General features: G+C 67.8%; 22 protein-coding genes. 17 read left to right on the top strand and 5 right to left on the bottom strand.

The window, feature by feature from the left end; genetic code table 11:
- Positions 1-8 precede the first annotated feature (8 nt).
- The 8 genes from ispG to PGN37_RS23040 all read left to right on the top strand — a co-directional run bounded on the left by ispG (position 9) and on the right by PGN37_RS23040 (position 7,519).
- On the top strand, positions 9-1,175 hold the full coding sequence (gene ispG / locus PGN37_RS23075) for a flavodoxin-dependent (E)-4-hydroxy-3-methylbut-2-enyl-diphosphate synthase (protein ID WP_335333317.1): 1,167 nt from the start codon (positions 9-11) through the stop codon (positions 1,173-1,175).
- 50 nt (positions 1,176-1,225) lie between these two features.
- Complete coding sequence (locus PGN37_RS23070) at positions 1,226-2,089, top strand: GNAT family N-acetyltransferase (RefSeq protein ID WP_335333316.1); 864 nt, start codon at positions 1,226-1,228, stop codon at positions 2,087-2,089.
- On the top strand, positions 2,089-2,751 hold the full coding sequence (locus PGN37_RS23065; protein ID WP_335333315.1) for a GNAT family N-acetyltransferase: 663 nt from the start codon (positions 2,089-2,091) through the stop codon (positions 2,749-2,751). The genes PGN37_RS23070 and PGN37_RS23065 overlap by 1 nt, the downstream gene beginning before the upstream one ends.
- 127 nt (positions 2,752-2,878) lie before the next feature.
- The gene (locus PGN37_RS23060; RefSeq protein WP_335333314.1) at positions 2,879-4,702 is read left to right on the top strand and encodes a penicillin-binding transpeptidase domain-containing protein; all 1,824 of its coding nucleotides are present in this window, start codon (positions 2,879-2,881) and stop codon (positions 4,700-4,702) included.
- A gap of 31 nt (positions 4,703-4,733) precedes the next feature.
- Positions 4,734-5,312: a DUF1707 SHOCT-like domain-containing protein gene (locus PGN37_RS23055; RefSeq protein WP_221362673.1), complete on the top strand. Its 579-nt coding sequence runs from the start codon at positions 4,734-4,736 to the stop codon at positions 5,310-5,312.
- A gap of 43 nt (positions 5,313-5,355) precedes the next feature.
- Positions 5,356-6,213, top strand: a complete 858-nt coding sequence (map, locus tag PGN37_RS23050; protein WP_335333313.1) for a type I methionyl aminopeptidase — start codon at positions 5,356-5,358, stop codon at positions 6,211-6,213.
- Between the two features lie 20 nt (positions 6,214-6,233).
- Positions 6,234-6,893 carry a hypothetical protein gene (locus PGN37_RS23045; protein WP_335333312.1) on the top strand — a complete coding sequence of 220 codons (660 nt, stop codon included), beginning with the start codon at positions 6,234-6,236 and terminating at the stop codon, positions 6,891-6,893.
- Between the two features lie 62 nt (positions 6,894-6,955).
- Complete coding sequence (locus tag PGN37_RS23040; RefSeq protein ID WP_335333311.1) at positions 6,956-7,519, top strand: alpha/beta fold hydrolase; 564 nt, start codon at positions 6,956-6,958, stop codon at positions 7,517-7,519.
- Between the two features lie 16 nt (positions 7,520-7,535).
- Here PGN37_RS23040 and PGN37_RS23035 read toward each other — a convergent pair whose 3' ends face one another.
- On the bottom strand, positions 7,536-8,303 hold the full coding sequence (locus PGN37_RS23035; RefSeq protein WP_335333310.1) for an SDR family NAD(P)-dependent oxidoreductase: 768 nt from the start codon (positions 8,301-8,303) through the stop codon (positions 7,536-7,538).
- The gene (locus PGN37_RS23030) at positions 8,300-9,148 is read right to left on the bottom strand and encodes an IclR family transcriptional regulator (RefSeq protein WP_335333309.1); all 849 of its coding nucleotides are present in this window, start codon (positions 9,146-9,148) and stop codon (positions 8,300-8,302) included. The genes PGN37_RS23035 and PGN37_RS23030 overlap by 4 nt, the downstream gene beginning before the upstream one ends.
- Before the next feature lie 77 nt (positions 9,149-9,225).
- Between PGN37_RS23030 and PGN37_RS23025 the strand changes: the two genes are divergently transcribed.
- The 9 genes from PGN37_RS23025 (at position 9,226) to PGN37_RS22985 (ending at position 19,727) form a co-directional block, all read left to right on the top strand.
- Positions 9,226-10,188, top strand: coding sequence for a hypothetical protein (locus PGN37_RS23025; protein ID WP_335333308.1), 963 nt, complete (start codon positions 9,226-9,228; stop codon positions 10,186-10,188).
- A 20-nt stretch (positions 10,189-10,208) separates the two neighbouring features.
- Positions 10,209-11,150 carry an acetaldehyde dehydrogenase (acetylating) gene (locus PGN37_RS23020; protein WP_335333307.1) on the top strand — a complete coding sequence of 314 codons (942 nt, stop codon included), beginning with the start codon at positions 10,209-10,211 and terminating at the stop codon, positions 11,148-11,150.
- Positions 11,147-12,151 carry a 4-hydroxy-2-oxovalerate aldolase gene (dmpG, locus tag PGN37_RS23015; protein WP_335333306.1) on the top strand — a complete coding sequence of 335 codons (1,005 nt, stop codon included), beginning with the start codon at positions 11,147-11,149 and terminating at the stop codon, positions 12,149-12,151. The genes PGN37_RS23020 and dmpG overlap by 4 nt, the downstream gene beginning before the upstream one ends.
- A gap of 70 nt (positions 12,152-12,221) precedes the next feature.
- On the top strand, positions 12,222-13,799 hold the full coding sequence (locus PGN37_RS23010) for an APC family permease (RefSeq protein ID WP_335333305.1): 1,578 nt from the start codon (positions 12,222-12,224) through the stop codon (positions 13,797-13,799).
- A gap of 151 nt (positions 13,800-13,950) precedes the next feature.
- Positions 13,951-14,466 carry a TetR/AcrR family transcriptional regulator gene (locus tag PGN37_RS23005; RefSeq protein ID WP_335333304.1) on the top strand — a complete coding sequence of 172 codons (516 nt, stop codon included), beginning with the start codon at positions 13,951-13,953 and terminating at the stop codon, positions 14,464-14,466.
- Between the two features lie 35 nt (positions 14,467-14,501).
- Positions 14,502-15,938 (top strand): aminobutyraldehyde dehydrogenase, encoded by a 1,437-nt coding sequence (locus PGN37_RS23000; RefSeq protein ID WP_335333303.1) that lies wholly within the window; start codon positions 14,502-14,504, stop codon positions 15,936-15,938.
- A gap of 1 nt (position 15,939) precedes the next feature.
- Complete coding sequence (locus PGN37_RS22995; protein WP_335333302.1) at positions 15,940-16,266, top strand: hypothetical protein; 327 nt, start codon at positions 15,940-15,942, stop codon at positions 16,264-16,266.
- Entirely contained in the window at positions 16,267-17,991 is a 1,725-nt protein-coding gene (locus tag PGN37_RS22990; protein ID WP_335333301.1) for a phytoene desaturase family protein, read from the top strand.
- Positions 17,988-19,727 carry a dihydroxy-acid dehydratase gene (locus PGN37_RS22985; RefSeq protein ID WP_335333300.1) on the top strand — a complete coding sequence of 580 codons (1,740 nt, stop codon included), beginning with the start codon at positions 17,988-17,990 and terminating at the stop codon, positions 19,725-19,727. The genes PGN37_RS22990 and PGN37_RS22985 overlap by 4 nt, the downstream gene beginning before the upstream one ends.
- A 30-nt stretch (positions 19,728-19,757) precedes the next feature.
- Here PGN37_RS22985 and ngg read toward each other — a convergent pair whose 3' ends face one another.
- The 3 genes from ngg to PGN37_RS22970 form a co-directional block, all read right to left on the bottom strand.
- Positions 19,758-21,473 carry an N-acetylglutaminylglutamine synthetase gene (ngg, locus tag PGN37_RS22980; RefSeq protein WP_442932996.1) on the bottom strand — a complete coding sequence of 572 codons (1,716 nt, stop codon included), beginning with the start codon at positions 21,471-21,473 and terminating at the stop codon, positions 19,758-19,760.
- Positions 21,474-21,547: 74 nt separating this feature from the next.
- Positions 21,548-23,353 carry an N-acetylglutaminylglutamine amidotransferase gene (locus tag PGN37_RS22975; protein WP_335333298.1) on the bottom strand — a complete coding sequence of 602 codons (1,806 nt, stop codon included), beginning with the start codon at positions 23,351-23,353 and terminating at the stop codon, positions 21,548-21,550.
- A 142-nt stretch (positions 23,354-23,495) separates the two neighbouring features.
- A complete protein-coding gene (locus PGN37_RS22970) occupies positions 23,496-25,067 on the bottom strand; it encodes an amino acid permease (RefSeq protein WP_335333297.1) in 1,572 nt (523 codons plus the stop codon).
- Positions 25,068-25,073 lie beyond the last annotated feature (6 nt).

Raw genomic sequence — 25,073 nt, 5'->3', positions numbered from 1 at the left:
AAGCTCTGATGACCTCTATCGGTTTGGGAATGCCGGCCGCGCCGGCACCGGTTCTGGCTCCGCGCCGCACGACCCGTCAGCTCAAGGTCGGCGATGTCGGCGTGGGAAGCGAGTCGCCGATCTCGGTGCAGTCGATGTGCACCACCAAGACCCACGACATCAACGCCACGCTGCAGCAGATCGCCGAGCTGACCGCATCCGGCTGTGACATCGTCCGCGTGGCCTGCCCACGGCAGGAGGACGCCGACGCGCTGCCGATCATCGCCAAGAAGGCGAACATCCCGGTGATCGCGGACATCCACTTCCAGCCCAAGTACATCTTCGCCGCGATCGACGCCGGATGCGCCGCGGTGCGGGTGAATCCCGGCAACATCAAGGAGTTCGACGGTCGGGTCAAGGAAGTCGCCAAGGCGGCCGGCGCTGCGGGCATCCCGATCCGGATCGGCGTCAACGCCGGCTCGCTGGACAAGCGGATGCTCGAGAAGTACGGCAAGGCCACCCCGGAGGCGCTGGTCGAATCCGCGCTGTGGGAAGCCTCGCTGTTCGAGGAGCACGGCTTCGGCGACATCAAGATCAGCGTCAAGCACAACGATCCGGTGATCATGGTCGAGGCCTACGAGCAACTGGCGGCCCAGTGTGACTATCCGCTGCACCTCGGCGTCACCGAGGCGGGCCCCGCCTTCCAGGGCACCATCAAATCCGCCGTCGCCTTCGGCGCCCTGTTGTCGCGCGGAATCGGCGACACCATCCGGGTGTCGCTGTCCGCGCCGCCGGCTGAAGAGGTCAAGGTCGGCACGCAGATCCTGGAGTCGCTGAACCTGCGGCCCCGCGGTCTGGAGATCGTGTCGTGCCCGTCGTGCGGACGCGCGCAGGTGGACGTCTACACGCTGGCCAACGAGGTCACGGCGGGCCTGGAGGGCATGGATGTGCCGCTGCGGGTCGCGGTGATGGGGTGCGTGGTCAACGGACCGGGCGAAGCGCGCGAGGCCGACCTGGGTGTGGCGTCCGGCAACGGCAAGGGGCAGATCTTCGTCAAGGGCGAGGTGATCAAGACGGTGCCCGAGGCGCAGATCGTCGAGACGCTCATCGAGGAGGCCATGAGGTTGGCCGCCGACATGGACACGGCGGAAGGTTCCGAGGATGCCAGCGGTTCACCGATTGTCACCGTAAGCTGAGCGCACGGCCTGTTTCGGGCTGCACAAGGGTCGTCGCAGAAAGAGTCCAGATGTCGGCTCCTCCGCTTTTTCGCCTCGTTGACGAGCGAAGGGTGTCGGTGGTGCGCGACATCCGTGACATGACCGCCGTCCGGCAGGTCCTCGACGACGATCCGGTGGCCTCCTGCATGGTGGCGTCCCGGGTGGCCGAACACGGCATCGAGCCGGCGGCGATCGGCGGGGAGCTGTGGACACGTCGGCGGGCCAGCGAATCCCTCTGCTACGCCGGGGCCAACCTGATCCCACTGCGGGGAGCGGCCGGTGATCTGAATGCGTTCGCGGACAAGGCGATGAGCACGTCGCGCCGGTGTTCGTCGCTGGTCGGGCGCGCGGAACTGGTGCTGCCGATGTGGCAGCGGCTCGAGCCGGTCTGGGGGCCGGCTCGTGACGTCCGCGCCCATCAGCCGCTGATGGCCCTGGGCGGTGCCCCCTCCTGTGCGACCGATCCCGCGGTGCGGCAGGTGCGCATGGACGAACTCGACGCCTATCTGGTCGCGGCCATCGACATGTTCATCGGCGAGGTGGGCATCGATCCACGCATCGGTGACGGGGGCCGCGGGTACCGCCGTCGCGTCGCGGGGCTGATCGCCGCCGGGCGGGCGTGGGCGCGCTTCGACCGCGGACAGGTGGTGTACAAAGCCGAGGTGGGATCGCAGTCACCGGCCGTCGGCCAGATCCAGGGCGTGTGGGTGCATCCGGACCTGCGCGGTCGGGGGATCGGTACCGGCGGCACTGCGACCGTCGCCGCTGCCGTCGTGGCGAGTGGACGCATCGCCAGCCTGTACGTCAACAGCTTCAACACCGTCGCGCGCGCGACCTACGCGCGGATCGGGTTCACCGAGGTCGCCTCCTTCGCCACGGTGTTGCTGGACTGATGGCCGACCAGGACTCGGCGCAGCGCACCATCGTCGCCGACGCGATGATGCGTGCGTTGGAGCGTCGTCATGACGTGCTCGACGCGGTGGTCGCGTCCGAGGATTACGACGCCGCGATCGAAGCGTTGGCCGATCTGCTGGACACCAGCGCCGAGGCGGCCGAGGCAGTGCTGCGGTTGTCGTTCGACCGGCTGACCCGGGTGTCGCGGCGACGGATCGCCGCGGAATTGGACACCCTGACCAGTCAGCAGTCGGGGAGTGCGCCGGTCGAGCAGACGCCGGGGTCGGCGCGCCGCCTGCGGCTGCGGCCCTTCCGGGCGGACGTCGACCACGACATCTTCGCCGCACGCACCGACGATGTCCGTGCTGCCGGCGACGGCACCGACGCCCCGCCGCGCGAGCTGGCTGATGAGATCCGCGACGCCGTGACGCGGGTCGCGGCCGAGGAGGCCGCGTGGCTGGTCGCCGAGGTCGGGACCGTCAAAGTGGGCATGGTGTTCGGTGAGTTGTGCGGCGGCGAGGTCGACGTGCGGATCTGGATTCACCCCGACCATCGCAAGCAGGGGTATGGCACCGCGGCGCTGCGGACATCGCGCTCGGAGATGGCCGCCTACTTCCCGGCCGCGCCGCTCGTGGTTCGGGCTCCGGCCGCCGGGGCGTAAATCCCGCGCCGAGATCGACGAAATGGTTGATCTCTCTCGCACTTTTGCGCCTAAACGTCGGTTTGGGCGGTGGTGATGCGGTGCGCCTGCGGCGATATCGGATCGTTACTTCTTAACATCAGTCCCAATGGTCACAAGAGTCTCTTCCGCATCAACGACAGCGCGACTGACGGCCGTCGTCAGCATCGTCGTCCTCGCCCTGACTCTGGGTGCGTGCACACCGCGGCCCGACGGTCCCGAGCCCACCGCCGAAGCGTTCTTCGCTGCGCTGGCCACCGGTGACACCACGGCCGCGGCCGCGCTGTCCGACCGGCCCGACGCCGCCCGCGACGCACTCAACGAAGCATGGGCGGGCCTGCAGGCCAAAGCGCTGGACGCCCAGATACTGAGCGCCAAGTACGCCGAGGACACCGGCAGCATCACCTACCGCTACACCTGGCATCTGCCGAAGGACCGCAGCTGGACCTACGACGGGCAGCTCAACATGATCCGCGAGGAGGGCCGCTGGCAGGTGCGCTGGACCGCGACCGGCCTGCATCCACGCCTCGGCGAGAACCAGACGCTGGCGCTGCGCGCCGATCCGCCGCCGCGGGCGTCGGTCAACGAGCGCAGCGGCACCACCGTGCTGGTTCCGGGCTTCCGCTACGGCTTCGCCCTCGACGCGAAAGCTGCCGGCGAGGCGCTGATGCCGACCGCGCGGGCGGTCGCCGACGCGCTGCGCCGATTCGACAACACCCTCGATCCCCAGCGTCTCGCCGAGCAGGCCAGTTCCACGGCCGGGCCGCTCACCCTGGTCACCCTGCGCCAGGCAGACCGTGACGCCGTCGCCGGCGCCATCGGGGCGCTGCCCGGGGTCGTGATCACCCCGCAGCCCGAGATGGTGCCCACCGACGAACATTTCGCGCCGGCTCTGATCAACGAGGTGAAGAAGACCGTCTCCGACGAACTCGACGGGTCATCGGGATGGCGCGTGGTCACGGTCAACCAGAACGGTGTGGACGTCGACGTGCTCAACGAGGTTCCGGGCACCCCCGCCCCGTCGATCAACATCAGCCTGGACCGGGCCGTGCAGAATGCGGCGCAGAACGCTGTCGACGTCACCGGCAAGCAGGCCATGATCGTGGTGATCAAGCCGTCGACGGGCGAGATCCTCGCGGTGGCCCAGAACACCGCCGCCGACCAGGAGGGCCCGCTCGCGACGATGGGCCTCTACCCGCCGGGATCGACGTTCAAGATCGTCACCGCCGGCGCAGCGATCGAGCGGGACATGGCCACGCCCAACACGCTTCTCGGGTGCCCTGGCCACCTCGACATCGGGCATCGCACGGTGCCCAACTACGGCGGCTTCGACCTGGGCACGGTGCCGATGTCGCGGGCGTTCGCCAGTTCCTGCAACACCACCTTCGCCGAACTGGCCAGCCGCATGCCTCCGCGCGGGCTCACCCAGGCCGCCTCGCAGTACGGCATCGGGCCCGACTACAAGATCGCCGGGTTGTCCACCGTCAGCGGCTCGGTGCCGCCCACGGTCAACCTCACCGAGCGCACCGAGGACGGCTTCGGTCAGGGCAAGGTGCTCGTCAGCCCGTTCGGGATGGCGCTGGCTGCCGCCACAGTCGCGGCCGGCCACACCCCGGTGCCGCGGCTGATCGCCGGTCGCGACACCGAGGTCAGCGGCGACCGGCAGCCCATCCCGCCGAGCGTGGTCGACAACCTGCGGCCGATGATGCGGCTGGTCGTCACCAACGGCACCGCCAAGGACCTGCAGGGAGCGGGCGACGTGCGCGGGAAGACCGGCGAGGCGGAATTCGCCGGCGGCTCGCACTCCTGGTTCACCGGGTATCGCGGTGACATGGCCTTCTCGGCACTGATCGTCGGCGGCGGGAGTTCGGAATACGCGGTGCGCATGCTCAAGGGCATGCTCGACTCACTGCCGCCCGACTACCAGGCCTGAGCGCAGCCCCCGGCGGTACGGTGGAACCGCCATGACCGATATCGAGCTGCGGATCTCCGACGCCGACCGCAACGGCACCCTGCGCCGCCTGCACAACGCCGTCGCTCTCGGCCTGATCGACATCGCAGAGTTCGAGGAGCGCTCGGCGATGGTGTCGCGGGCGCGGCTGCCTTCCGACCTCGACGCCCTCGTCGGTGACCTCCCCGGGCCCGGCGCGATCGTGGCCTCGGCCGCCGACCGTGTGGAGCTGCGCGGGGTCTTCGGTTCGCTGAGACGCCAGGGTGAGTGGGTGGTGCCGACCCGGCTGGCGCTCTACCGCCGGATGGGCTCGGTGGAGTTGGACCTCACGAGAGCGCGGTTCGCCGGCCCCATCGTGATCATCGAACTCGACATGAAGTTCGGCGGTTTGGATCTGCGGCTTCCCGACGGCGCCAGCGCCTCGATCGACGACGTCGAGGTCAACGTCGGCAGCGCCACCGACCACCGCAAAGAAGCTCCCGCAGAGGGCAATCCGCATGTGGTGCTGACCGGCAAGGTGGTGTGCGGTTCGGTCGACATCCGGGGCCCGCAGAAGTCCTGGCGGGTCGGCCTGCCCCGGCGCGGGCACTGATCGGCTGACCAGGTGAGCCGCAACGGCGACTAGCATCGACACCATGTCTGTTCGGACCGCCCTGCGACCTGGCACCGTGTCGCCGACACTGCCGGTGCCCGCGTCGATTCCCCGACCCGAGTACGTGTGGAAGCCGACCGCGCAGGAGGGCAGCGAACCGTGGGTGCAGACGCCCGAGGTGATCGAGAAGATGCGGGTGGCCGGCCGGATCGCCGCCGGCGCGCTCGCCGCCGCCGGTGAGGCCGTCGCACCGGGGGTGACCACCGACGCGCTGGACCGGATCGCCCACGAGTACATGGTCGACCACGGCGCCTATCCCTCGACGCTGGGCTACAAGGGCTACCCCAAGTCGTGCTGCACGTCGGTGAACGAGATCATCTGCCACGGCATCCCGGATTCGACGGTGATCGAGGACGGCGACATCGTCAACATCGACGTCACCGCGTACATCGACGGCGTGCACGGCGACACCAACGCCACGTTCCTGGCGGGCAACGTGTCCGAGGAGCACCGCCTTCTGGTCGAGCGCACCCACGAGGCGACCATGCGCGCGATCAAGGCCGTCAAACCCGGCCGTGCCCTCTCGGTGGTGGGACGGGTCATCGAGGCGTATGCGAATCGGTTCGGCTACAACGTCGTTCGCGATTTCACCGGGCACGGCATCGCCACCACGTTCCACAACGGTCTGGTGGTTCTGCACTACGACCAGCCCTCAGTGCAGACCGTGATCGAACCTGGCATGACGTTCACCATCGAGCCGATGATCAACCTGGGCAGCCTCGACTACGAGATCTGGGACGACGACTGGACCGTCGCGACCACGGACAAGAAGTGGACCGCACAGTTCGAGCACACGCTGGTGGTCACCGAATCCGGCGCGGAGATCCTCACGCAGCTCTGAGGCGTCGGTAGCCTGATGCCATGCCTTGGCGCGCCGCCCTCGCGACCGTTGTCGCGCTCACGGTCGGCGCCTGCGCGCCGACGGTGACCGGGACGGCGACCTGGCCCGGGGCGCGACTGGACAGGGCGCTGCTCACCGCGGCCGACTTCCCGCCCGGCGTGCACTACGAGCGGGTCGACAAGGACCCCGGCGCCGGGGACGGGGCCGGTGGTCCGCCGCCGATGCTGTCCAAACCCGAGGGCTGCACCGACGGTCTGACCCGCGACATCGCCGCCACCGCCGAGCGCGGACCCGGCAGCGGTGCCGAGTACGTGGCGGCCTACGACGGGGCGCGCATGGTGATCACCGTGCTGACATGGCCACTCGATCTCGGTCGGCTGGCCGCGACCGCCGAGCGCTGTGCGACGTTCGAGACCTTTTTCGCTCCCAGCGATCCCGGTATCCCGATGACGACCACGCGCCTTCAGACCGATCGCGCCGACGCTCTCGTCTACGAGCAGACGATGCATCTCGCCGGCGCCGACAGCACCGTCTACTTCTCGTTCGAGAATGTCGGCGCGGCAGCGGTTTTCGGCATCGCCTTCCCGACGCGAGATCCGTCGATTTCCGTCCAGGGCACACTGCCGCAGACTTTCCTGGACACGATTTCTCGGCAGGCCCAGCGCGCCGCCGCGGCATGACGCATGCGTCAACCGCAGGCAAATCCGCCCGCCGACTCAGCTCTTCCCGGTAGCGTGGCGCAATGCCCGTTCCCATGATCACCGTCGACGGCGTCGGGGTGCCCGTCGAGGTCGCCGGTCCCGAGAACGGTTCGGTCGTGGTGTTGCTCGGCGCAGCCCAGAAGGCGCCCGCCGCGTACGAAGCGGTATGCCAGCGGTTGCACACCGCCTCGTTGCGCACGGTCGTCATCGGCCCCGACCCCCGGCTCACGGCGAAGTCGGTGATCGACATCCTGGACAAGCTCGACGTGCGGTGGGCGCTGTTGGTGGGGGACAGGCTCGGCGGGGAGCTGGCGTGGGAGTTGGCGGCGACGAGGCTGGACCGCTTCATCGGGCTGGTCGTCATCGATCGCGGTCACCCTCGGGTACCCGACCTGGCAGGAGCGGTGCGGGACGAGGGCTGTCCGCCGGTCGAACTGAACACCACCGCATTGGTGAGCACGCCGGCGGCGCGGGCGGTGGCGAAGGCGAGCCAGCGCTTCGTCTACGGCGAGTACCGGATCGTCGACCTACTGGGCCGGCGCCAGGCGGCCGATTCGACGGCGCAACTCGCGGCCGAGATCGTGATGCGCACCAGCACCTGGTGACTCGGGAGTTCACGCATCACCGCGCGGTGTATCCGCCGTCCACGCGCAGTGTGGTCCCCGTGACGTAGCGGGCATCGTCGGAGGCGAGGTAGGCCACGGCAGCCGCTACGTCCTCCGGAGTTGCCAAGCGCCGCAACGGAATATCGGCCAACACCTCAGCCTCGGTCCGCTCCGCGCGGGGGCTGCGCGCGACCCAGTCATCGTAGAGGGGAGTGCGCGTCATGCCGGGCGCGACGTCGTTGACACGGATTCCGCGCGGCGCGAGTTCGACTGCCACAGCACGCGTCAACGCGTCGATCGCGCCCTTGGACGCCGCGTAGATGCCCATCGTCTGCACGCCGACCACGGCCAGTCGCGAGGTGACGTTGACGATCGCGCCGCCGTCGCCCATGCGCCGCGCGGCGCTCTGAGTCATGGCGATGGTGGCGAAGGTGTTGACCTCGAACACCCGCCGGATGGCGTCCATCGAGCTGGCGACGAAGTCGCCGGTGTGATCGACACCCGCGTTGTTGACCAGCACGTCCAGCGCGCCGAATGACTCCACACAGGCCCCGGTGAGCAGGTCCGCGGTGCCGGGCGCGGTGAGATCGGCGGCAACGAATCGGACTCGTTCACCGAGTGATTCGGCCAGCTCGCGTCCGCGCCGGTGATCGCGGCCGGTGGCCAGGACCCGGGCGCCCTCGGCGTGCAGTCGGTGTGCGATCGCCAGTCCGATGCCGGAGGTGGCCCCCGTGACGACCGCGGCGCTGCCGTCGAGCCGGCCGGGCGGCCGCGACGCGGTCACGGGAGCTTCTTGGCGATTTCCTGCGCGCCCGCGATCACCTGGGCGCCGGCGTGTTCGAGGCTCTCGGGGGTCAGGCGGTGCGTCAGGAAACTGATGCTGAGCGCGTAGCGTGACGCGCTGCCGTCGGAGGTCGGGATCGCCGCGGCTACACAGGTCAGCTCCTCCGCGGCCTCCTCCCTGTCGACCGCGAACCCCTGCTTGCGGATCTCTTTGATCTCCGCGTCCATCTTCTTCATGGTCGTGATGGTGTGCGGCGTGAGCTCGACAAGGCCTGCCGAGGCGACGATGTCGCGCCAGACGCTGTCGGGCATGCTGGCCAGAAGAGCCTTTCCCAGCGCCGAGGCGTGCCAGGGATCGGATTGCCCGACATCGCTGACCTTCTTTACCGCGCGGCGACCCTCGACGACTTCGAGGATGACCACGCTGCGCTCCTTGTGGGTTGCGAAGTTCACGGTCTCGTTGAACTCCTGCATCAATCGCTCCATGGTCGGCAGGACCGCCTCGGAGGGCACCTGGCCTGAGAATGCGCGCTGGCCCAACCGGAACACCTCCCAGCCGAGACGGTACTGGGTCGCGTTGAAACGCTCGATGTAGCCCAGCGCCGCGAGGCTGTTCAGATACCGCAGCACCGTGGCCTCGTTCAGCTCGGTTCGACGCGAAATCTCGCTCAGATTACCGATATTCGCGTCGGCGACGGCGCTGAGCACTCGGGCCGTGCGCTCGACACCGATCAGTGTCGAGCTCTTCTCCGGACGTTCCTCCGTTTTCACCCAGTGAAGGCTACCAGCACCCAGTGCGGTGCAGGCATGGAGGCGCGTCCGGTTGACGGGGCGGTTGTCCTGCATTAGATTTTCATTCAGCGCACACGTATTTCACTGAGTGAAAACAGCGCACTCACCGATCCGGTTCCGAAGGAGACGCAATGCCCACCGCAGCCGACAGCCGCTCATCGAGGGTCGACGGGGCCGCCATCCTGGCGTCTCAAGGCCTTCTGTCGGCCGATGACTACTCGCTCGAAACGTCGACGAAGTCGTTCGACGACGGCGGACAGTATCGACTCGAAATCTCCGGCGTGGAACGTCTTTCGACGCTGGAGGTGATGCTGGACGAGGCCGCGAAGCAGGACGTCTTCATCCACCGCGTGATCGCCTTCGGCGGCGGCACGACACTGCTCAACACCGATGAACTCCACGATGTGGCCGCGTTGGCCGCCGAGAACCACATCGAGCTGATCGCCGTTCCGGGCCCGCGGACCGGATGGGACCTCGGCCGCCAGGCGCTGAGCACCGAGGGGACGGCCGGTGGCCGCCGCGTCCGCGGTCTGGACAACGTGCGCTATCTGCTCGACGACTACCTGAGGATCTTCTCCACCGGCATCCGCGGCGTCCTGGTGTGGGACGAGGGGGTGCTCGACATCCTCAACAAGGCGCGCGACGCCGGGCACATCCCGGCCGATGCCAAGTTCAAGATCTCCGTCTATGCCGGACACGCCAATCCGGCCTCGATCCGGATACTGCAGGATCTCGGTGCAGACAGCGTGAATCCGGTCGGCGACCTGAGCCGACCCATGTTGGCGGCGATCCGCCGCACCGTCGACGTGCCACTCGACGTCTGGGCGGAGACGTTCGAATCGTTCGGCGGCATGAATCGCCTGTGGGAAGCCGGTGACATCGCTCGCGTCGCGGGTCCGGTCTATTTCAAGATCGAGCCGGGCGAATCCGAAGCCGTCATGTACAACGGCTGGGTGCGGCCCGAGTTCCACGAGGACCTCATCCGCCACAAGGTGCGCCACGCTGCGATCCTCAACGAGCTCGCCCGCTCGAGCACCCCCGACGTCGTCGTGTCCCCGCGGCCCCGCTCGGCCAGTCCCGCACTCGCCAACTGACGGCACTGCGATCGATCATCATGACCCACTACGCCGCCGTCATCGGATCCGGCAACATCGGCACGGACCTCATGTACAAGCTTCGGCGCTCTGCCGTGCTGGACATCGCCGCCATGGTCGGCATCGACCCGGACAGTGACGGGCTGGCGCGCGCAGCCGCCCTTGGTGTGGCGGTGACGGCAGATGGGGTGGACGGCCTGTTGGCCATGCCCGCCTTCGGTGACGTCGCCGTCGTCTTCGACGCCACGAGCGCAGGGGCTCACCGCCACAACGACGCTGTGCTGACGGGGACGGGCCGACTGGTCATCGACCTGACCCCGGCGGCTGTCGGCCCCTTCGTGGTCCCCGCGGTCAACATGACCGAGTTGACCGGGCAGCGCAACCTCAACATGGTGACCTGTGGTGGGCAGGCAACGGTCCCGATCGTCGCCGCGCTGTCGTCGGTGACCACGGTGCATTACGCCGAGATCGTCGCGTCGATCTCCTCGCGCTCGGCGGGCCCGGGCACCCGCGCCAACATCGACGAGTTCACGCAGACCACCGCGCGCGCGATCGAGACGGTCGGCGGCGCGAGACGTGGGAAGGCGATCATCATTCTCAATCCGGCCGAACCGCCGATGATCATGCGCGACACGGTCAGTGCCCTGGTGTCGGAGACGGACGAAGCGGTGGTCGCCGCCGCGGTGCGCGACATGGTCGACACGGTGGCCCGGTACGTTCCCGGCTACCGGCTGCGCCAGCAGGTGCGGTATTCGGCTGTGCCACAGGATGATCTGCGTCGACGTCTGATCGGTGTCCCCGCGGCCGCCGATCTGGCGCAGGTGACGGTCTTCCTGGAAGTCGAGGGCGCCGGCGATTACCTGCCGAGCTACGCAGGCAATCTCGACATCATGACCGCTGCCGCGGTCGCGGTGGCCGAGCAGGCGGTCGCCGCCGGGCACCGCGCGGAGGCCGCGAGATGAGCACCGAGATCTACGTCCAAGACGTGACATTGCGTGACGGCATGCACGCGGTGGGCCATTCGATGAGTCTTGCCGACGCCCGGCGCATCGCCGGCGCGCTGGATCAGGCGGGCGTCGCCGCCATCGAGATCGCCCACGGTGACGGTCTCGCCGGTGGCAGCCTCACCTACGGTGCCGGAGCCCACAGCGACACCGAGTGGATTGCGGCGGCCGCCGACGTCATTCGCACCGCTCGACTCACGACGCTGCTGATTCCCGGTATCGGCACCCTCGACGATCTGCGTGCCGCAGTGGACGTCGGCATCACGTCGGTGCGAATCGCCACACACTGCACCGAAGCCGACATCGCGCGCCAGCACATCTCCACCGCTCGCGATCTCGGACTCGACGTGGCGGGTTTTCTGATGATGGCCCACCTGGCCGAACCCGATCGCCTCGCGGCTCAGGCCAAGATCATGGAGGACGCCGGCGCGCTGTGCGTCTACGTCACCGACTCAGGCGGCCGGCTCACGATGACAGACGTGCGTGACCGCGTCCGCGCCTACCGCGATGTGCTGTCGCCGACCACGACGATCGGCGTGCACGCCCACCACAACCTGGCGCTCGGCGTAGCCAATTCCGTTGCGGCCGTGGAAGAAGGGGTGCACCGTGTCGACGCATCCCTGACCGGCCTGGGAGCGGGGGCCGGGAACTGCCCCCTCGAGGTGTTCGTCGCGGTCGCCGAGCTCAACGGGTGGGCGCACGGCTGTGACCTGTTCGCGCTGATGGACGCCGCAGAGGACCTGGTACGGCCACTGCAGAAGCGGCCCGTGCGGGTGGACCGGGAGACCCTGACCCTCGGGTACGCCGGGGTGTACTCGAGTTTTCTCCTCCATGCAGAGCGCGTCGCCGCGGAGGTGGGCGTCCAGACGCGGGAACTGCTCGTCGAAGCCGGCCGCCGATCGATGGTGGGCGGTCAAGAAGATCTGCTCATCGACCTTGCGCTCGACCTGAGGGGGTGACCAGAGATCTCCCCGACGCGTCCGACCGAAATCGAGTCGGCGCCCGGACACGAAATGTTCAGAAACCATCGTGAACAACGAGAGACGGACCATCATGGAGAACATCCCCACACTCACGCCACCCCAGCGGCGGCTCGGCGTACGTCGAGCCGCCACCGCGGCCGCCACCGATCCTGCCGGCAGCGCACGCCTCAATCACGGTTTGAAGAAGAACAGCCTCGGCGTTCCGAGCATCTTCTTCTACATCATCGCCGCCGCATCGCCCTTGACGGTCGTCGTCGCGCTCTACCCGATCATCATCGGAGCCGGTAACGGCGTCGGCATGCCCGGCGCGTTCGTGATCGCCGCAGTCGTACTGATGATCTTCGCTGTGGGATACGTGGCGATGAGTCGTCACGTCACCAATGCCGGAGCTTTCTATGCCTACGTCACACTGGGGTTGGGCCGGATCACCGGGCTCGGCTCGGCATCGCTTGCCATCTTCGCCTACAACGCGATTCAGGCCGGCTTGTACGGCGGTTTCGGTTACTACGCGAGCGAGCTTCTCAATCCCGTTCTCGGCGTGGCGATTCCATGGTGGGTGTATGCGTTCGTCGGTCTGCTCGCATGCCTCGGTCTGGGCATTCAAGGGGTGCACTCCGGCGCCAAGGTGCTCGGTGTGTTCATGACCCTCGAGGTCACGATGATCACCGTGCTGAGCGCCTTCAGTCTGTTCGGCGACAACGTGCCGGTCTCCGAGTTCTCCCTGGAGCCGTTCGCGCCCAGTGTCGTGCTCGGCGGCGCGCTCGGAGTGGCCCTGATGTTCGCCCACGCCTCGTTCATCGGCTTCGAGGGGTCGGCCATCTACGGCGAGGAGGCGCGTGACCCTGCCCGGACCATTCCGCGGGCCACGTACCTGTCGATCGCGTTCATGGGCTCCCTCTACGCGGTCTCCGGCTGGCTCATCATGAACGCGCTGGGCCTCGACAAGGTCGTCACGATCGCTACGGACACCGGTGGCAACTTCATTTTCGCGGCCAGCGACACGATCATCGGCCACAACATCTCGCTGCTGTTCCAGATCCTCATCGTCACAGCGACGTTCGCGGCGATCGTCACCTTCCACAACAACGTCTCCCGCTACCTCTTCTCGCTGGGCCGCCAAGGCCTGGTGTGGAAACCGTTGGGGTGGACACTGCCGCGCCGCCAGACACCGTGGGTGGCGTCGATCGTCCAGAGCGCGATGGTGGGCATCGTGATCGTCGCCTTCGCGGTCGCCGGCCTCGATCCGTTCGCGACCCTGTTCACCTGGGCGACGGGAATCGGCACGATCGGCGTCATCTTCTCGCAGCTCGTCGCGGGTGTGGCCATCTTCGTGTTCTTCCGGAAATCGACCGTCGACAAGCGCCGGTGGAACACCGTGATCGCGCCCATCCTGGCGGTCGTCGGACTGGGGGTGTTCTTCGTGTTGACCCTCGACAGCCTCGACGTGCTGCTGGGCGTGCACGGCGCGACCGCGGCGGTCATGGTCTCGCTGGTGTTCGTCGCGTTGCTCGCCGGAATGGCCTACGGCGCCTACCTGCGGTTCGCCGCGCCGGAGAAGTACGAACTGGTCGGACGAGCGCTCAACGAGCGTCAGTTGGACGAGCCCGCCCCCGAAGCGATGTAGGTCGATCCTCTTCGAAGGCGCACACGAACGCCCATTTATAGGTACGTTTGTCCTTATCGATACGTACGTGTGTTCCTAAAGGAAGGGCGAGTACATGGCCTCCAGCACCCGGCGAGCGCGCCGTCACGACCCCGACAGAAAGGAACGCATCGTGGACTCGGCACTGGACGTCCTGGCCCGTGACGGTGTCGCCGGTATCACCCACCGCGCCATCGGCGAGGCTGCCGACGTCCCGCTCGGCTCCATCACCTACCACTTCGCCACCCTCGACGACATCGTCCACCAGGCCTTCCAGGCGCATGTCGAAAAGCTCGCGACGCGCTTCGAAGAGCGACTCGCATCGTGTGAGACGGGCGGCGACCTCATCGAATGCATTGTCTCCGCCGTCACCGACGACCTGGCCGCCAACCCGAACGAACTCGCCGTCACCTACGAGCTCTACGGCGACGCGGTGCGCAGGTCCGACAACAAGCGCATCACCCAGCGATGGATGGAGCGCGCAGAGGACGCCCTGTCCCAGCACTTCGACCGCGCCACCGCACGGCTGCTCGACGTGGTCATCGAAGGCGTGATGGTGCACATGTCCATCGCCGCGCAGCCGATGTCGAAGGACACGGTGCGCGCCCTGCTGACGATGGCCGCCAACGCCGGCACCGCTGACAACTGAATCTCGTTTCCGCACAACCAGAATCGGAGTACCACATGACCTTCCACAGCACGATGTTCATCGACGGCGCCTGGACCCCTGCGTCGAGCGGCGCGGTCGACGAGGTGCCGGCGCCCGCCACCGGCGAGGCATTCGCCGAGATCGCCCACGGATCCGTCGACGACGTCGACCGCGCCGTGGCCGCCGCCCACTCTGCGTTCAGAGACTGGGCCAGCACGCCGGCAGGGGAACGGGCGCGCGCATTCCTCAAGCTCGCCGACCGTGTCGAGGACGACGCCCGCACCCTCGCCGAGATCGAATCGCGCAACGTCGGCAAGCCGATCGGCCTGGCGCTCGAAGAGATGGAGATGATCCCTGACCATCTGCGATTCTTCGCCGGGGCCGCCCGCACCATGGAGGGCCGCGCGGCGGGGGAGTTCGTGCCGGGCAAGACCAGCATCATCCGGCGCGACCCGCTGGGGGTCGTCGGCTCGGTCGCGCCCTGGAACTACCCGCTGCTGATGGCGATCTGGAAGATCTCCCCGGCGCTGCTGACCGGGAACACCCTGGTGCTCAAGCCCTCCGAGCACACGCCGTTCTCCGTGCTGCGCCTGGCCGAACTGGCCGCCGACCTGTTCCCGGCCGGAGTCTTCAATGTCGTCACCGGTGACGGCGAGGATGTCGGTGCCCGGTTGGTCGCCCACCCGCTGGTTCGGATGTCGTCGCTGACCGGATCCGTCGACACCGGCCGGGCGCTGATGCGCGCCTCCGCGGACACCAACCTCAAGCGGCTACATCTCGAGCTGGGCGGCAAGGCGCCGGTGCTGGTGTACCCCGATGCCGACATCCCGCTCACGGTGTCCAAGATCATGGAGGGCGCGTTCTGCAATTCCGGGCAGGACTGCATGGCAGCCTCGCGACTCTACGTGCACGATTCGGTGCACGACGAACTCGTCTCCGGACTCGAGAAGGCCGTCAAGGCACTGGATCTCGGTGACATCGCCGACGAGAACACCGCGATGGGACCTGTCATCACCGCGGAACACCGCGACCGCGTCGAGGGGTTCGTCGAGCGCGCGAAGCAGACCGGACACACCGAGCTGATCCAGGGCGACAACCCTGGCACCGGCTTCTACACCGCCCCCACCGTGGTCGTCGGTGCGCGCCAGGGCGACGAGATCGTGCGTACCGAGGTGTTCGGTCCGGTCACCTCGGTGACCCGGTTCGGCGACGGCGACGACGTCATCGCATGGGCCAACGACACCGAATACGGCCTGGCCGCTTCGGTGTTCACCCAGGACATCGGCCGCGCCATGACCGCGTCGAGTGAGCTGCAGTTCGGCACTGTCTGGGTCAACGATCACCTGCCGGTGACGCCGGAGATGCCGCACGGCGGCTTCAAGCAGTCCGGCAACGGCAAGGACATGTCAGTGTACGCACTGGAGGAGTACACGGAGATCAAGCACGTGATGATCAATCGCGAGAGCGCCTGACATGGCGGTCAGTGCGATCAACACGTTCCGGCTGCGCCCGGGAGTGGCGCTGGCCGACTTCGAGCGGTTCTCCGCCGAACTCGACCGGCCGGTGTGTCTGGCGTTCGACGTGGTGCTCGCGTTCGACGTCTACTTCGTCGACGATCCCGAGCCCGGCGGCGCCGACGTCATCGAGGCCATGACGGTGACGTCGTGGCCGGAATGGCAACGGCTTCTCGCCAAGGCCCCCGAATTTAAGCCCGTGCTCGCGCGGTTCGACGAGCTCGTCGAACTCGGCAGCGTCACCACCACGCTCACCCGTCCTTCCGTACTACCGCAGGAGCATTAGATGTCCACCACATCCGACTACGACGCCGTGATCATCGGCGCGGGCCACAACGGACTGGTCACCGCCAACTATCTGGCCCGCGCAGGCAAGCGCGTCCTGGTCCTGGAAGCCCGCGACATCGTCGGCGGCGCCTGCGTCACCGAGGAGCTGATCCCCGGCTCGAAATGGTCGTCGTGTGCGTTCATCGCCGGCCTGCTGCGTCCGGAGATCATCGCGGAGCTGGAACTGGCCAAGTACGGGCTGGAGCTCTATCAGGGAGATGCGCTGTCCTACAGTATGTTTCGTGACGGCACGTCCTTCACGATGTGGAAGGAAACCGACCGCACCCTTCGAGAACTCGAGAAGATCAACAAGAAGGACGCCCAGGCGTTCCTCGATTTCGGGGTGCGGCTGCAGCGGTTCGCCGGGCTGGTGACGCCGTATCTGCTCCAGCCCCCGCCCGAGCGCTCCGAGGTGTTCGCCGCGTTCGAAGCCGCGGGGGAGCAGACCCTTTTCGACGAGTTCACGCTCCTGTCGGTACGCGATCTTCTCGATCGGTACTTCGAGGACGAGCGCCTCAAGAGCATGCTGACGTTCTTCGGGATGGTGTCCATCTTCGGCGGACCGTCGACACCCGGCACCGCCTACACCTACGGGCACCACTCCTGGGGTGAGTTCAACGGCAACTTCGGGCAATTCGGCCTTGCCCGCGGCGGTATGGGCGCGATCAGCGAGGCGCTCGCCGCGGGGGCACGCGATCACGGTGCGACGATTCGGACCTCCGCTCCGGTCGACACCGTCATCGTCGACCGTGGGGTGGCCACCGGGGTGCGGCTGGCCGACGGCACGACGATCACCGCAGCGCAGGTGTTCTCGAACGCCGATCCCAAACGCTCACTGCTGACGCTCCTCGAACCCGGCGTGCTGCCGGCGCGGCTGGTGCGTGACGTCGAGAACATCGACACGCGCGGCTCGATGGCGCGAATCCACCTGCTGATCGATGAACTGCCGCAGTATCTTCCGTTCGCCGACGCCTCCGAGGGGCCGCAGCACCACGGGCATCAGCTGCTCGGTCCGAGCCGGGAGGCGTTCGAGGAAGCCTACGAGGCGCAACGGCGCGGCACCTTCCCGAGCACCTTCGTCATCGAGGCCGTCACCCAGTCGGTGACCGACGATTCGCTGGCGCCGCCGGGGCTGCACACCATGACTCTCGGTATCCAGCAGCTGCCGTCGGAGCTCACCGGCACCACCTGGGCCGCGGAGAAGGAGAAGTGGGCCGACCTCGTGCTGGAGGACCTGTTCACCTATGCGCCGAACCTGCGCGAGCACATTCTGGACCGGGTCATCATCACCCCCGATGATCTCGACAACGAGTACCTGATCACCGATGGCAACATCTTCCACGGGTCGATGATGCTCGACCAGTTGTTCGGTGCCCGGCCGCTGCCCGAGCTCGCGAATTACCGCACGCCCGTGCGAAATTACTACCTGTGCGGCTCGGGTACGCATCCCGGCGGCGGTGTGATGGGTGCCAATGGCCACAATGCCGCGAAAGTGGCGCTCGCCGACGCCGCGGGTGTCCCGTCCGCCACGGGCCGAGCCCCGATCAGCACCGCCCGGGTGCCCTGGCAGCAGCGGATGGTGGGCACGTTGATGTCGACGCGACCGGGTCGCTGGGTGGGATATCGGGCCGCGCGTCAACCCGCCCTGCGCAAGATCACCGCATACGCTGCCCGCGTCCGATGACTCTGCGCAGTGCCAAATGGTTCGCCGGCCAGAACGTCCCGGGCTTCGTCCATCGGTCCGCCATGCGGGCATCGGGGTTCTCCCGGATGGCCTTCGAGGGCAGGCCGATCGTCGGGATCTGCAATTCGTGGTCCGAAGTCGTCAACTGCAACATGCACTTTCGCGGTCTCGCCGATTCGGTGCGGCGTGGAGTGCTGGCTGCGGGTGGCTTCCCTCTGGAGTTCCCGACGATGTCACTCGGCGAACAGCTGATGAAGCCGACCACGATGCTGTTCCGGAACTTGATGGCCATGGACGTCGAGGAGTCGATCCGCGCGTACCCCTTCGACGCGGTGGTGTTGTTGGGCGGGTGTGACAAGACCGTGCCCGCGCAGCTGATGGGCGCGGCGAGTGCTGACGTGCCGGCCATCGTGCTGACCGGCGGGCCCGCCGCACCCGCAGTGTTCGAGGGCAGGCAGCTCGGCGTGGGAACCGATCTGTGGGAGTACATCGACGACGTCCGGGCCGGACGGATGTCGATGACCGACTACGAGCGGTTGGAGGCGGCCGCCGGTCCGTCGCGAGGCCACTGCCCGGAGATGGGCACGGCGTCGACGATGGCGACCATCGTCGAAGGGCTCGGCATGACCCTGCCGGGCGCTGCGGCGGTGCCGGCGATGGACTCGCGCCGCATGCAGGTCGCCGAGGAGGTGGGTGCCCGAGCCGTCGGACTCGCCACCGAGGGTGTGCGCCCGTCGCACGTGCTCACCGCCGACGCCTTCGACAACGCCATCACGCTGATGCTGGCCGTGGGTGGCTCGACCAACGCCATCGTGCACCTGCTCGCCATCGCCGGGCGCGCCGGAGTGCCGCTGACCCTCGACCGGTTCCACGAATTGTCCGCGCGCACACCGCTGCTGGTGAACGTGCGACCGGCGGGCGGACACCTCGTCGAACAGGTCTTCCACGCAGGGGGCATCCCCGCGGTGATGAAGTCCCTGGAGTCGTTGCTGCACACCGACGCGCTGACCGTCACGGGTAAGACCGTTGCCGCCAACCTGCCGGCCCGGCCGGTCGCCGACAGCGCGGTGATCACGTCGCTGGACCGGCCGTTCCAGCCGCCCCAAGGCCTGGCGGTGGTGCGCGGCAACCTCGCCCCGAACGGTGCGGTCATCAAATGCGCCGCCGCGAGCCCCGAGCTGCTGGTCCACCGTGGCCCGGCGGTGGTGTTCGAGAACATGCGAGACCTGTTGGCGCGCTTCGACGATCCCGATCTGGACGTCACCGCGGACTCGGTGTTGGTGCTGCGCAGTGCGGGGCCGTGCGGCGCTCCGGGCATGCCCGAGTGGGGGCAGCTACCGATCCCGAGCAAGCTGCTCCGCGAAGGAGTCACCGACATGGTGCGGATCTCCGATGCGCGGATGAGCGGCACCGCCTACGGCACCTGCGTGCTGCACGTCAGTCCGGAGTCGGCGGCAGGCGGTCCGCTGGGGCTCGTGCGCAACGGCGACATCATCTGCCTCGACGCTCACGCGGGCCTACTGCATGTCGAGCTGACTGACGCCGAACTGGCCGAGCGTCGCGCGGCACTGGAGCCGGCACCACCTGTGCGGCACCGGCGCGGGTACGCGGCGATGTACGTCGACCGCGTGCTGCAGGCCGACCGCGGCTGCGACTTCGACTTCTTGGTCGGCCGGTCCGAACACCCAGAAGCTGAGCCCGACGCCGTCTTCGACGGCTGGGTGGGTGGGTGGTGACTCAGGCCTCGGTAACTTAGACCTGATGACTCAGACCTGGGTGTCGGCGCTGCTCGGTGCTTCCTCGGGAGTCCATGCCTGCGGAATGCCGGGCTGACCCGGGAACAGGAAATCGACGAAAGCCGCTGCGGTGGGCTGAGGTTCGTGATTGGCGAGCCCGGGCCGCTCGTTGGCTTCGATGAACACGTAGTCGGGCCGGGTGACATCGGGGACCAGCAGGTCGATGCCCGTCACGGGGATACCGATCGCCTCTGCCGAGGCCACGGCGACCCGGCACAACTCCGGGTGGACGGTGGAGGTGACGTCGTGGATGGTGCCGCCCTGGTGCAGGTTCGCGGTGCGCCGCACTCGTAGCCGCTCACCTTCGGGCAGCACGTCGTCGAACGAGTAGCCGGCCTCGCGAACGGTGGTCTCGGTGACGACGTCCATCGGGATCCGGGACTCCCCGCCGGTAGCGGCGGCGCGCCGCCTGCTCTGCGCCTCGATCAGCTCGCCGATGGTGTGGCGGCCGGTGCCCGTCACCTCGGCTGGCAGTCGCAGGGCCGCGGCGACGACCTTCTTGTCGATGACCACGAGGCGCAGGTCGTCTCCCTCGGCGCGCTGCTCGATCAGCACCTCGGGGTGTTGCTCGCGGGCCCGCGCCAGCGCGGCGTCCAATTCTTCGTCGCTCTCGATCCCGACGGTGATGCCCTTGCCCTGCTCACCGCGCGTCGGCTTCACCACCACGTCGCCGACCTCGGCGAGAAATTCGTGGTCGGCTGCGTCGAACGTCGCGAGCCGGCCCATGGGCACGGCGATCCCGGCCTCGGAGACGATGCGGCGGGTCAGTCGCTTGTCGTCACACCGGCTCATCGCCACCGCGGATGTGTACTCCGACAACGACTCTCGGGTGACGACGCTGCGTCCGCCATGGGACAGCCGCATCTCGCCGGCCTCGGCGTCGAGCACCTCCACCCAGATGCCGCGCCGCATCGCCTCGTCGGCGATGATGCGCGCGTACGGGTTGAGGTCGTCGACCGTCTCCGGCGGATGAGTGAAGAGCGGCTCGTTGATCGCGTTCTTGCGCTTGACCGCCATCACCGGGACGCGGCTGAAGCCGAGCTTCTCGTAGAGAGCGATCGCGGCGTTGTTGTCGTGGGTCACCGACAGGTCCATGTAGGACCGACCGCGATCGCGATACAGCGCCGCCAGCGCACGGGTGAGGGCTGCCCCGACGCCCGGCAGGGTCGCGCCCGGGTCGACGGCCAGCGTCCACAGACTGGTTCCGTTCTCCGGATCGGCGAACAAGGTGGTGTGGTCGACACCGGTGACCGTGCCGATCACGCTTCCGTCGTCATCGGCGACGGCAACCAGGTAGTCGACCGAGGGCTGATTCCGGTGGTTGTCCCAGAGCACGTCGGTCGGTGCGGGCACCATCCCGCACCGCACGTAGACGCGGTTCATCGCGTCGGCGTCGTCCCGCTGCTGGAGCGGGCGGACCGTGAACCCGCTGGGCGGCCGGGCCGCGGCGTCACCGTCCTCGGCGAAGCGCAACCGGTAGGTGTGGCTGGGATCGATGAAGAGCTCGGCCGGTGCCTTGGACACCAGCACATGCGGCTCGCGCGCGTACATGCAGATGTCGCGGCGCCCTTGGGCCTCGGCGCGCAGCACGTCGGCCAACCGGGCCGGATCGCTGAACGTCTGCCCGAAGATCAGTCGGCCCCAACCCAATTCGAGCACCACATCGGAGCCCATCGCGTCGATCATGTCGGGTGGGGACGCCTCATGTAGGGCCAGAGTGATTGCCTCGGACCGCTCTGAAGCCGGGTCGGCCGTGTCTGTCACGCTGCCGGCCCGTTGATCCCGTGCTTCTGCAGCCACAGTTCGAGCAGGGAGATCTGCCACAGCTCGTTGCCGCGCAGCGGCGTGAGCTTGCCGTTGGGGTCGGCCAGGAGGCGTTCGACCGCCTCGGGCCGGAAGAGCCCCCGCTCCTTGGCGGCGGGTGCGTAGAGCGCGTCGCGCACCAGATCCAGGTAAGGGCCTTCGAGGTGGGTCAGTGCCGGGACGGGGAAGTAGCCCTTGGGCCGGTCGATCACCTCGGATGGAATGACCTGTCGCGCAGCCTGTTTGAGCACGCCCTTGCCCTCGTGGGCGGTCTTGAGCTGTGGCGGGCAGGTCGCGGCCAGCTCGACGAGGTCGTGGTCGAGGAACGGCACGCGCCCCTCGAGCCCCCAGGCCATCGTCATGTTGTCCACGCGCTTGACCGGGTCGTCGACCAGCATGACCGTGGTGTCCAGCCGCAGCGCCCGGTCCACCCCGGTCTCCGCCCCACCGCGAGCGAAGTGCTCGGTGACGAACAGCCCGCTCGGATCGTCGTCGGCGAGGTAGGCAGCCGACACCAGGTCGGCGTAGCCGGCGCGGTCCCGGTCGAAGAACGCGCCGCGGTAGCTCGCGACCGAACCGTCCAGCGACGCCGCAGCGGGTTCTCCCATCGGCGGATACCAGTGGTAGCCGGCGAACACCTCGTCGGCGCCCTGCCCGGACTGCACCACCTTGACGTGTTTGGCCACTTCTTGGCTGAGCAGGTAGAACGCCACGCAGTCGTGGCTGACCATCGGTTCGCTCATCGCGCCGATCGCGCCGTCGAGCGCAGGCAGCATGCGCGCGGTGTCGATGCGGATCTGATGGTGGTCGGTGCCGAAGCGCTCGGCGATGATGTCGCTGTACTTGAACTCGTCGCCGGCGACCCCGTTGACCGATTCGAATCCGATCGAGAACGTGGCGAGTCCGTGCTGACCCGCTTCGGCCAGCAGTCCGACGATCAGGCTGGAGTCCACGCCGCCGGACAGCAGGCAGCCGACGGGAACGTCGGCGACCAGTCGGCGTTTGACTGCAACCCGCAGCGACTCGAGTACGGCGTCCTCCCAGTCCTTTTCGGACCAGTCGGCGCGGTCGGCGCGGCGGGTGAAGTCCGGCTCCCAGTACGTGGTGACCGTCCGGGTGCCGTCGGGTTCGATGGCCATCAGCGACGCCGGCGGCAGCTTGGTCACCCCGCGCAGGATGGTGCGCGGGGAGGGCACCACCGAGTGGAAAGTCATGTAGTGGTGCAGCGCGATCGGGTCGATGCGCGTGTCGATATCGCCGCCGGCCAGCAGGGCGGGCAGTGAGGAAGCGAACCGGATCCGGTGGTCGGTCTCCGACAGGTAGAGAGGCTTGATGCCGAGGCGGTCGCGGCCCAGCAGCACCCGCCCGCTGTCACGCTCGACGATCGCGAAGGCGAACATGCCCTTGAGGCGGTCGACGAACCGGTCACCCCAGTGGTGGTAAGCCTTGATCAGCACTTCGGTGTCGCTGTGGGAGAAGAACCGGTACCCGTGGCCGGACAGCTGGTCGCGGAGGTCCTCGTAGTTGTAGATGCAGCCGTTCCAGGCGATCGACAGGCCGAGCTCGGCGTCGACCATCGGCTGTGCCCCGGCCTCGGTGAGGTCGATGATCTTCAACCGCCGGTGGCCCAGCGCGACTCGGCCTTGAGCCCAGACGCCGGCGGCATCTGGGCCTCGGGGGACCATGACCTCGGCCATCGCGGTGACGGCGCGGACATCTGGGCTGGTTCCGTCGAGGCGTACCTCGCCGGTGGCTCCACACACGTGTTCGACCCTACTCCGTGTCGGCGTTCCTCGATCAGTTTGCATCCGCGCTTCGACGCGCGACGATGACGACGTTTACCCCGGGGTCAGGACGCCAAACGCGTTTTCGGGATCAAGATCGAGATCCGTGTCACAGGTGCGCTCAGCCGACGTTCTCCAGCTCGCCGCCGGACTCGTCGACCTGCTTGATGGGCCCGGTGAACCATTTCTTCACCGAGGCGTGCCAGTAGATGTAGAGCAGGATGAGCACGCCGCCGACGAGCAGCGGGGTGTAGTTGACGAACTTCCATTCGAAGCTCGGGTCCCACGGCGCGCCGCTGATCGAGGTGGGGAACATGGCGATGATCGAGGTGATCACGATCTCGAGGATCGCCACGGGAGCCATCCACTTGTGGTGTCCGCGCAGGTTCCACTTGCCCAGCGGGAACTCCTCGCCCGCCTTCCAGCGGTAGTAGATCGGCACGGCGAAGCACAGGTACAGGCCGACGACGCCGATCGAGACGACGGCGAAGAACGCGACCGGGACCGGGGCGCCGTTGATGTCGACCTCGACCAGCGCCGGCAGTGTGATGATCGCCGCGATGGTCGCCGTGAGCATCACCGCGTTCGCGGGCACCCGCTTGCCGTTGACCTTGGACCACAGCTGATGACCCGGTACGGCCCGGTCGCGGCTGAAGGCGAAGAGCATGCGCGACGCGCTGGTCTGGCAGGCAGTGGTGCAGAACAGCTGGCCGGCCGTCGAGATGAGCAGCACGATCGCCACCCACTTGGAGTCCATGGCCTGGCTGAAGATCGTCGCCACGGCGCCACCGCCCGCGGTCACGCCGTCGACGTCCTGGACTGCGAACAGGAACGTCAGCAGCAGGATCCAGCCGCCGATCGCCGAGTAGAAGATCGACCGCCAGATGCCCTTGGCGGCCCCGTCGGCCGCGCTCTTGGTCTCCTCGGACAGGTGCGCGGACGCGTCGTAGCCGGTGATCGTGTACTGCGTCAGGATCGCCGACATCGGCAGCACGAAGAGAAGGAAGCCGAACCCGGAGGTCGAGCCGCCGAACCAGCCGGTGTTGTTGACCGTGGTGGCGAAGACGGTGGAGAAGCTGGCGTGCTGCTCGGGAATCATCCACAGGATGCCGACCACGGCGAGGGCGCCGATGACGTGCCACCACACCGAGATGTTGTTGATGACGGCCAGCAGATGCGACGAGAAGATGTTGATCAGCGCGACGACGACCAGGATCACGATGAACAACACGAAGGTCCGGGTGAGGCTGTAGCCGGCGAGCCAGCCTTCGCTGAAGGTGCCCAGCGTCAGGTCCAGGAACGTGGCGCTGCCGTAGGCCACCGAGGCCAGGATGGCGATGAGCCCGACGAGGTTGAGCCAGCCGGTGTAGAAGCCGGCCTTGGGGCCGCCGAGTTTGGCGGCCCACCAGTAGATCCCACCCGAGGTGGGGAACGCCGAGACCAACTCGGACATGCACAGCCCGATGATCAGGATGAAGACCGCGATGATCGGCCACCCCCAGGCGATGGCCGCCGGGCCGCCGTTGTTCCAGCCCAGGCCGAACGAGGTGAAGCAGCCCGCCAGGATCGAGATGATCGAGAACGAGATCGCGAAGTTGGAGAACGCCGACCACGATCGGTGGAGTTCCTGGGTGTATCCCAGCGAGGCGAGGTGCTTTTCGTCGTCGTCGAGCAGTTCGTGACCCTCGGGCACGGGGGA

Source organism: Mycobacterium kyogaense, assembly GCF_036946525.1.
GTDB lineage: Bacteria > Actinomycetota > Actinomycetes > Mycobacteriales > Mycobacteriaceae > Mycobacterium > Mycobacterium kyogaense_A.
This window is presented reverse-complemented; position numbering and strand designations above follow the sequence as displayed.

Coding starts and splice junctions, on each gene's coding strand:
- ispG (WP_335333317.1), top strand. CDS start 9: ATGACCTCTATCGGTTTGGGAATGCCGGCCGCGCCGGCACCGGTTCTG.
- PGN37_RS23070 (WP_335333316.1), top strand. CDS start 1,226: ATGTCGGCTCCTCCGCTTTTTCGCCTCGTTGACGAGCGAAGGGTGTCG.
- PGN37_RS23065 (WP_335333315.1), top strand. CDS start 2,089: ATGGCCGACCAGGACTCGGCGCAGCGCACCATCGTCGCCGACGCGATG.
- PGN37_RS23060 (WP_335333314.1), top strand. CDS start 2,879: ATGGTCACAAGAGTCTCTTCCGCATCAACGACAGCGCGACTGACGGCC.
- PGN37_RS23055 (WP_221362673.1), top strand. CDS start 4,734: ATGACCGATATCGAGCTGCGGATCTCCGACGCCGACCGCAACGGCACC.
- map (WP_335333313.1), top strand. CDS start 5,356: ATGTCTGTTCGGACCGCCCTGCGACCTGGCACCGTGTCGCCGACACTG.
- PGN37_RS23045 (WP_335333312.1), top strand. CDS start 6,234: ATGCCTTGGCGCGCCGCCCTCGCGACCGTTGTCGCGCTCACGGTCGGC.
- PGN37_RS23040 (WP_335333311.1), top strand. CDS start 6,956: ATGCCCGTTCCCATGATCACCGTCGACGGCGTCGGGGTGCCCGTCGAG.
- PGN37_RS23030 (WP_335333309.1), bottom strand. CDS start 9,148: ATGCAGGACAACCGCCCCGTCAACCGGACGCGCCTCCATGCCTGCACC.
- PGN37_RS23025 (WP_335333308.1), top strand. CDS start 9,226: ATGCCCACCGCAGCCGACAGCCGCTCATCGAGGGTCGACGGGGCCGCC.
- PGN37_RS23020 (WP_335333307.1), top strand. CDS start 10,209: ATGACCCACTACGCCGCCGTCATCGGATCCGGCAACATCGGCACGGAC.
- dmpG (WP_335333306.1), top strand. CDS start 11,147: ATGAGCACCGAGATCTACGTCCAAGACGTGACATTGCGTGACGGCATG.
- PGN37_RS23000 (WP_335333303.1), top strand. CDS start 14,502: ATGACCTTCCACAGCACGATGTTCATCGACGGCGCCTGGACCCCTGCG.
- PGN37_RS22995 (WP_335333302.1), top strand. CDS start 15,940: ATGGCGGTCAGTGCGATCAACACGTTCCGGCTGCGCCCGGGAGTGGCG.
- PGN37_RS22990 (WP_335333301.1), top strand. CDS start 16,267: ATGTCCACCACATCCGACTACGACGCCGTGATCATCGGCGCGGGCCAC.
- PGN37_RS22985 (WP_335333300.1), top strand. CDS start 17,988: ATGACTCTGCGCAGTGCCAAATGGTTCGCCGGCCAGAACGTCCCGGGC.
- ngg (WP_442932996.1), bottom strand. CDS start 21,473: ATGATCGACGCGATGGGCTCCGATGTGGTGCTCGAATTGGGTTGGGGC.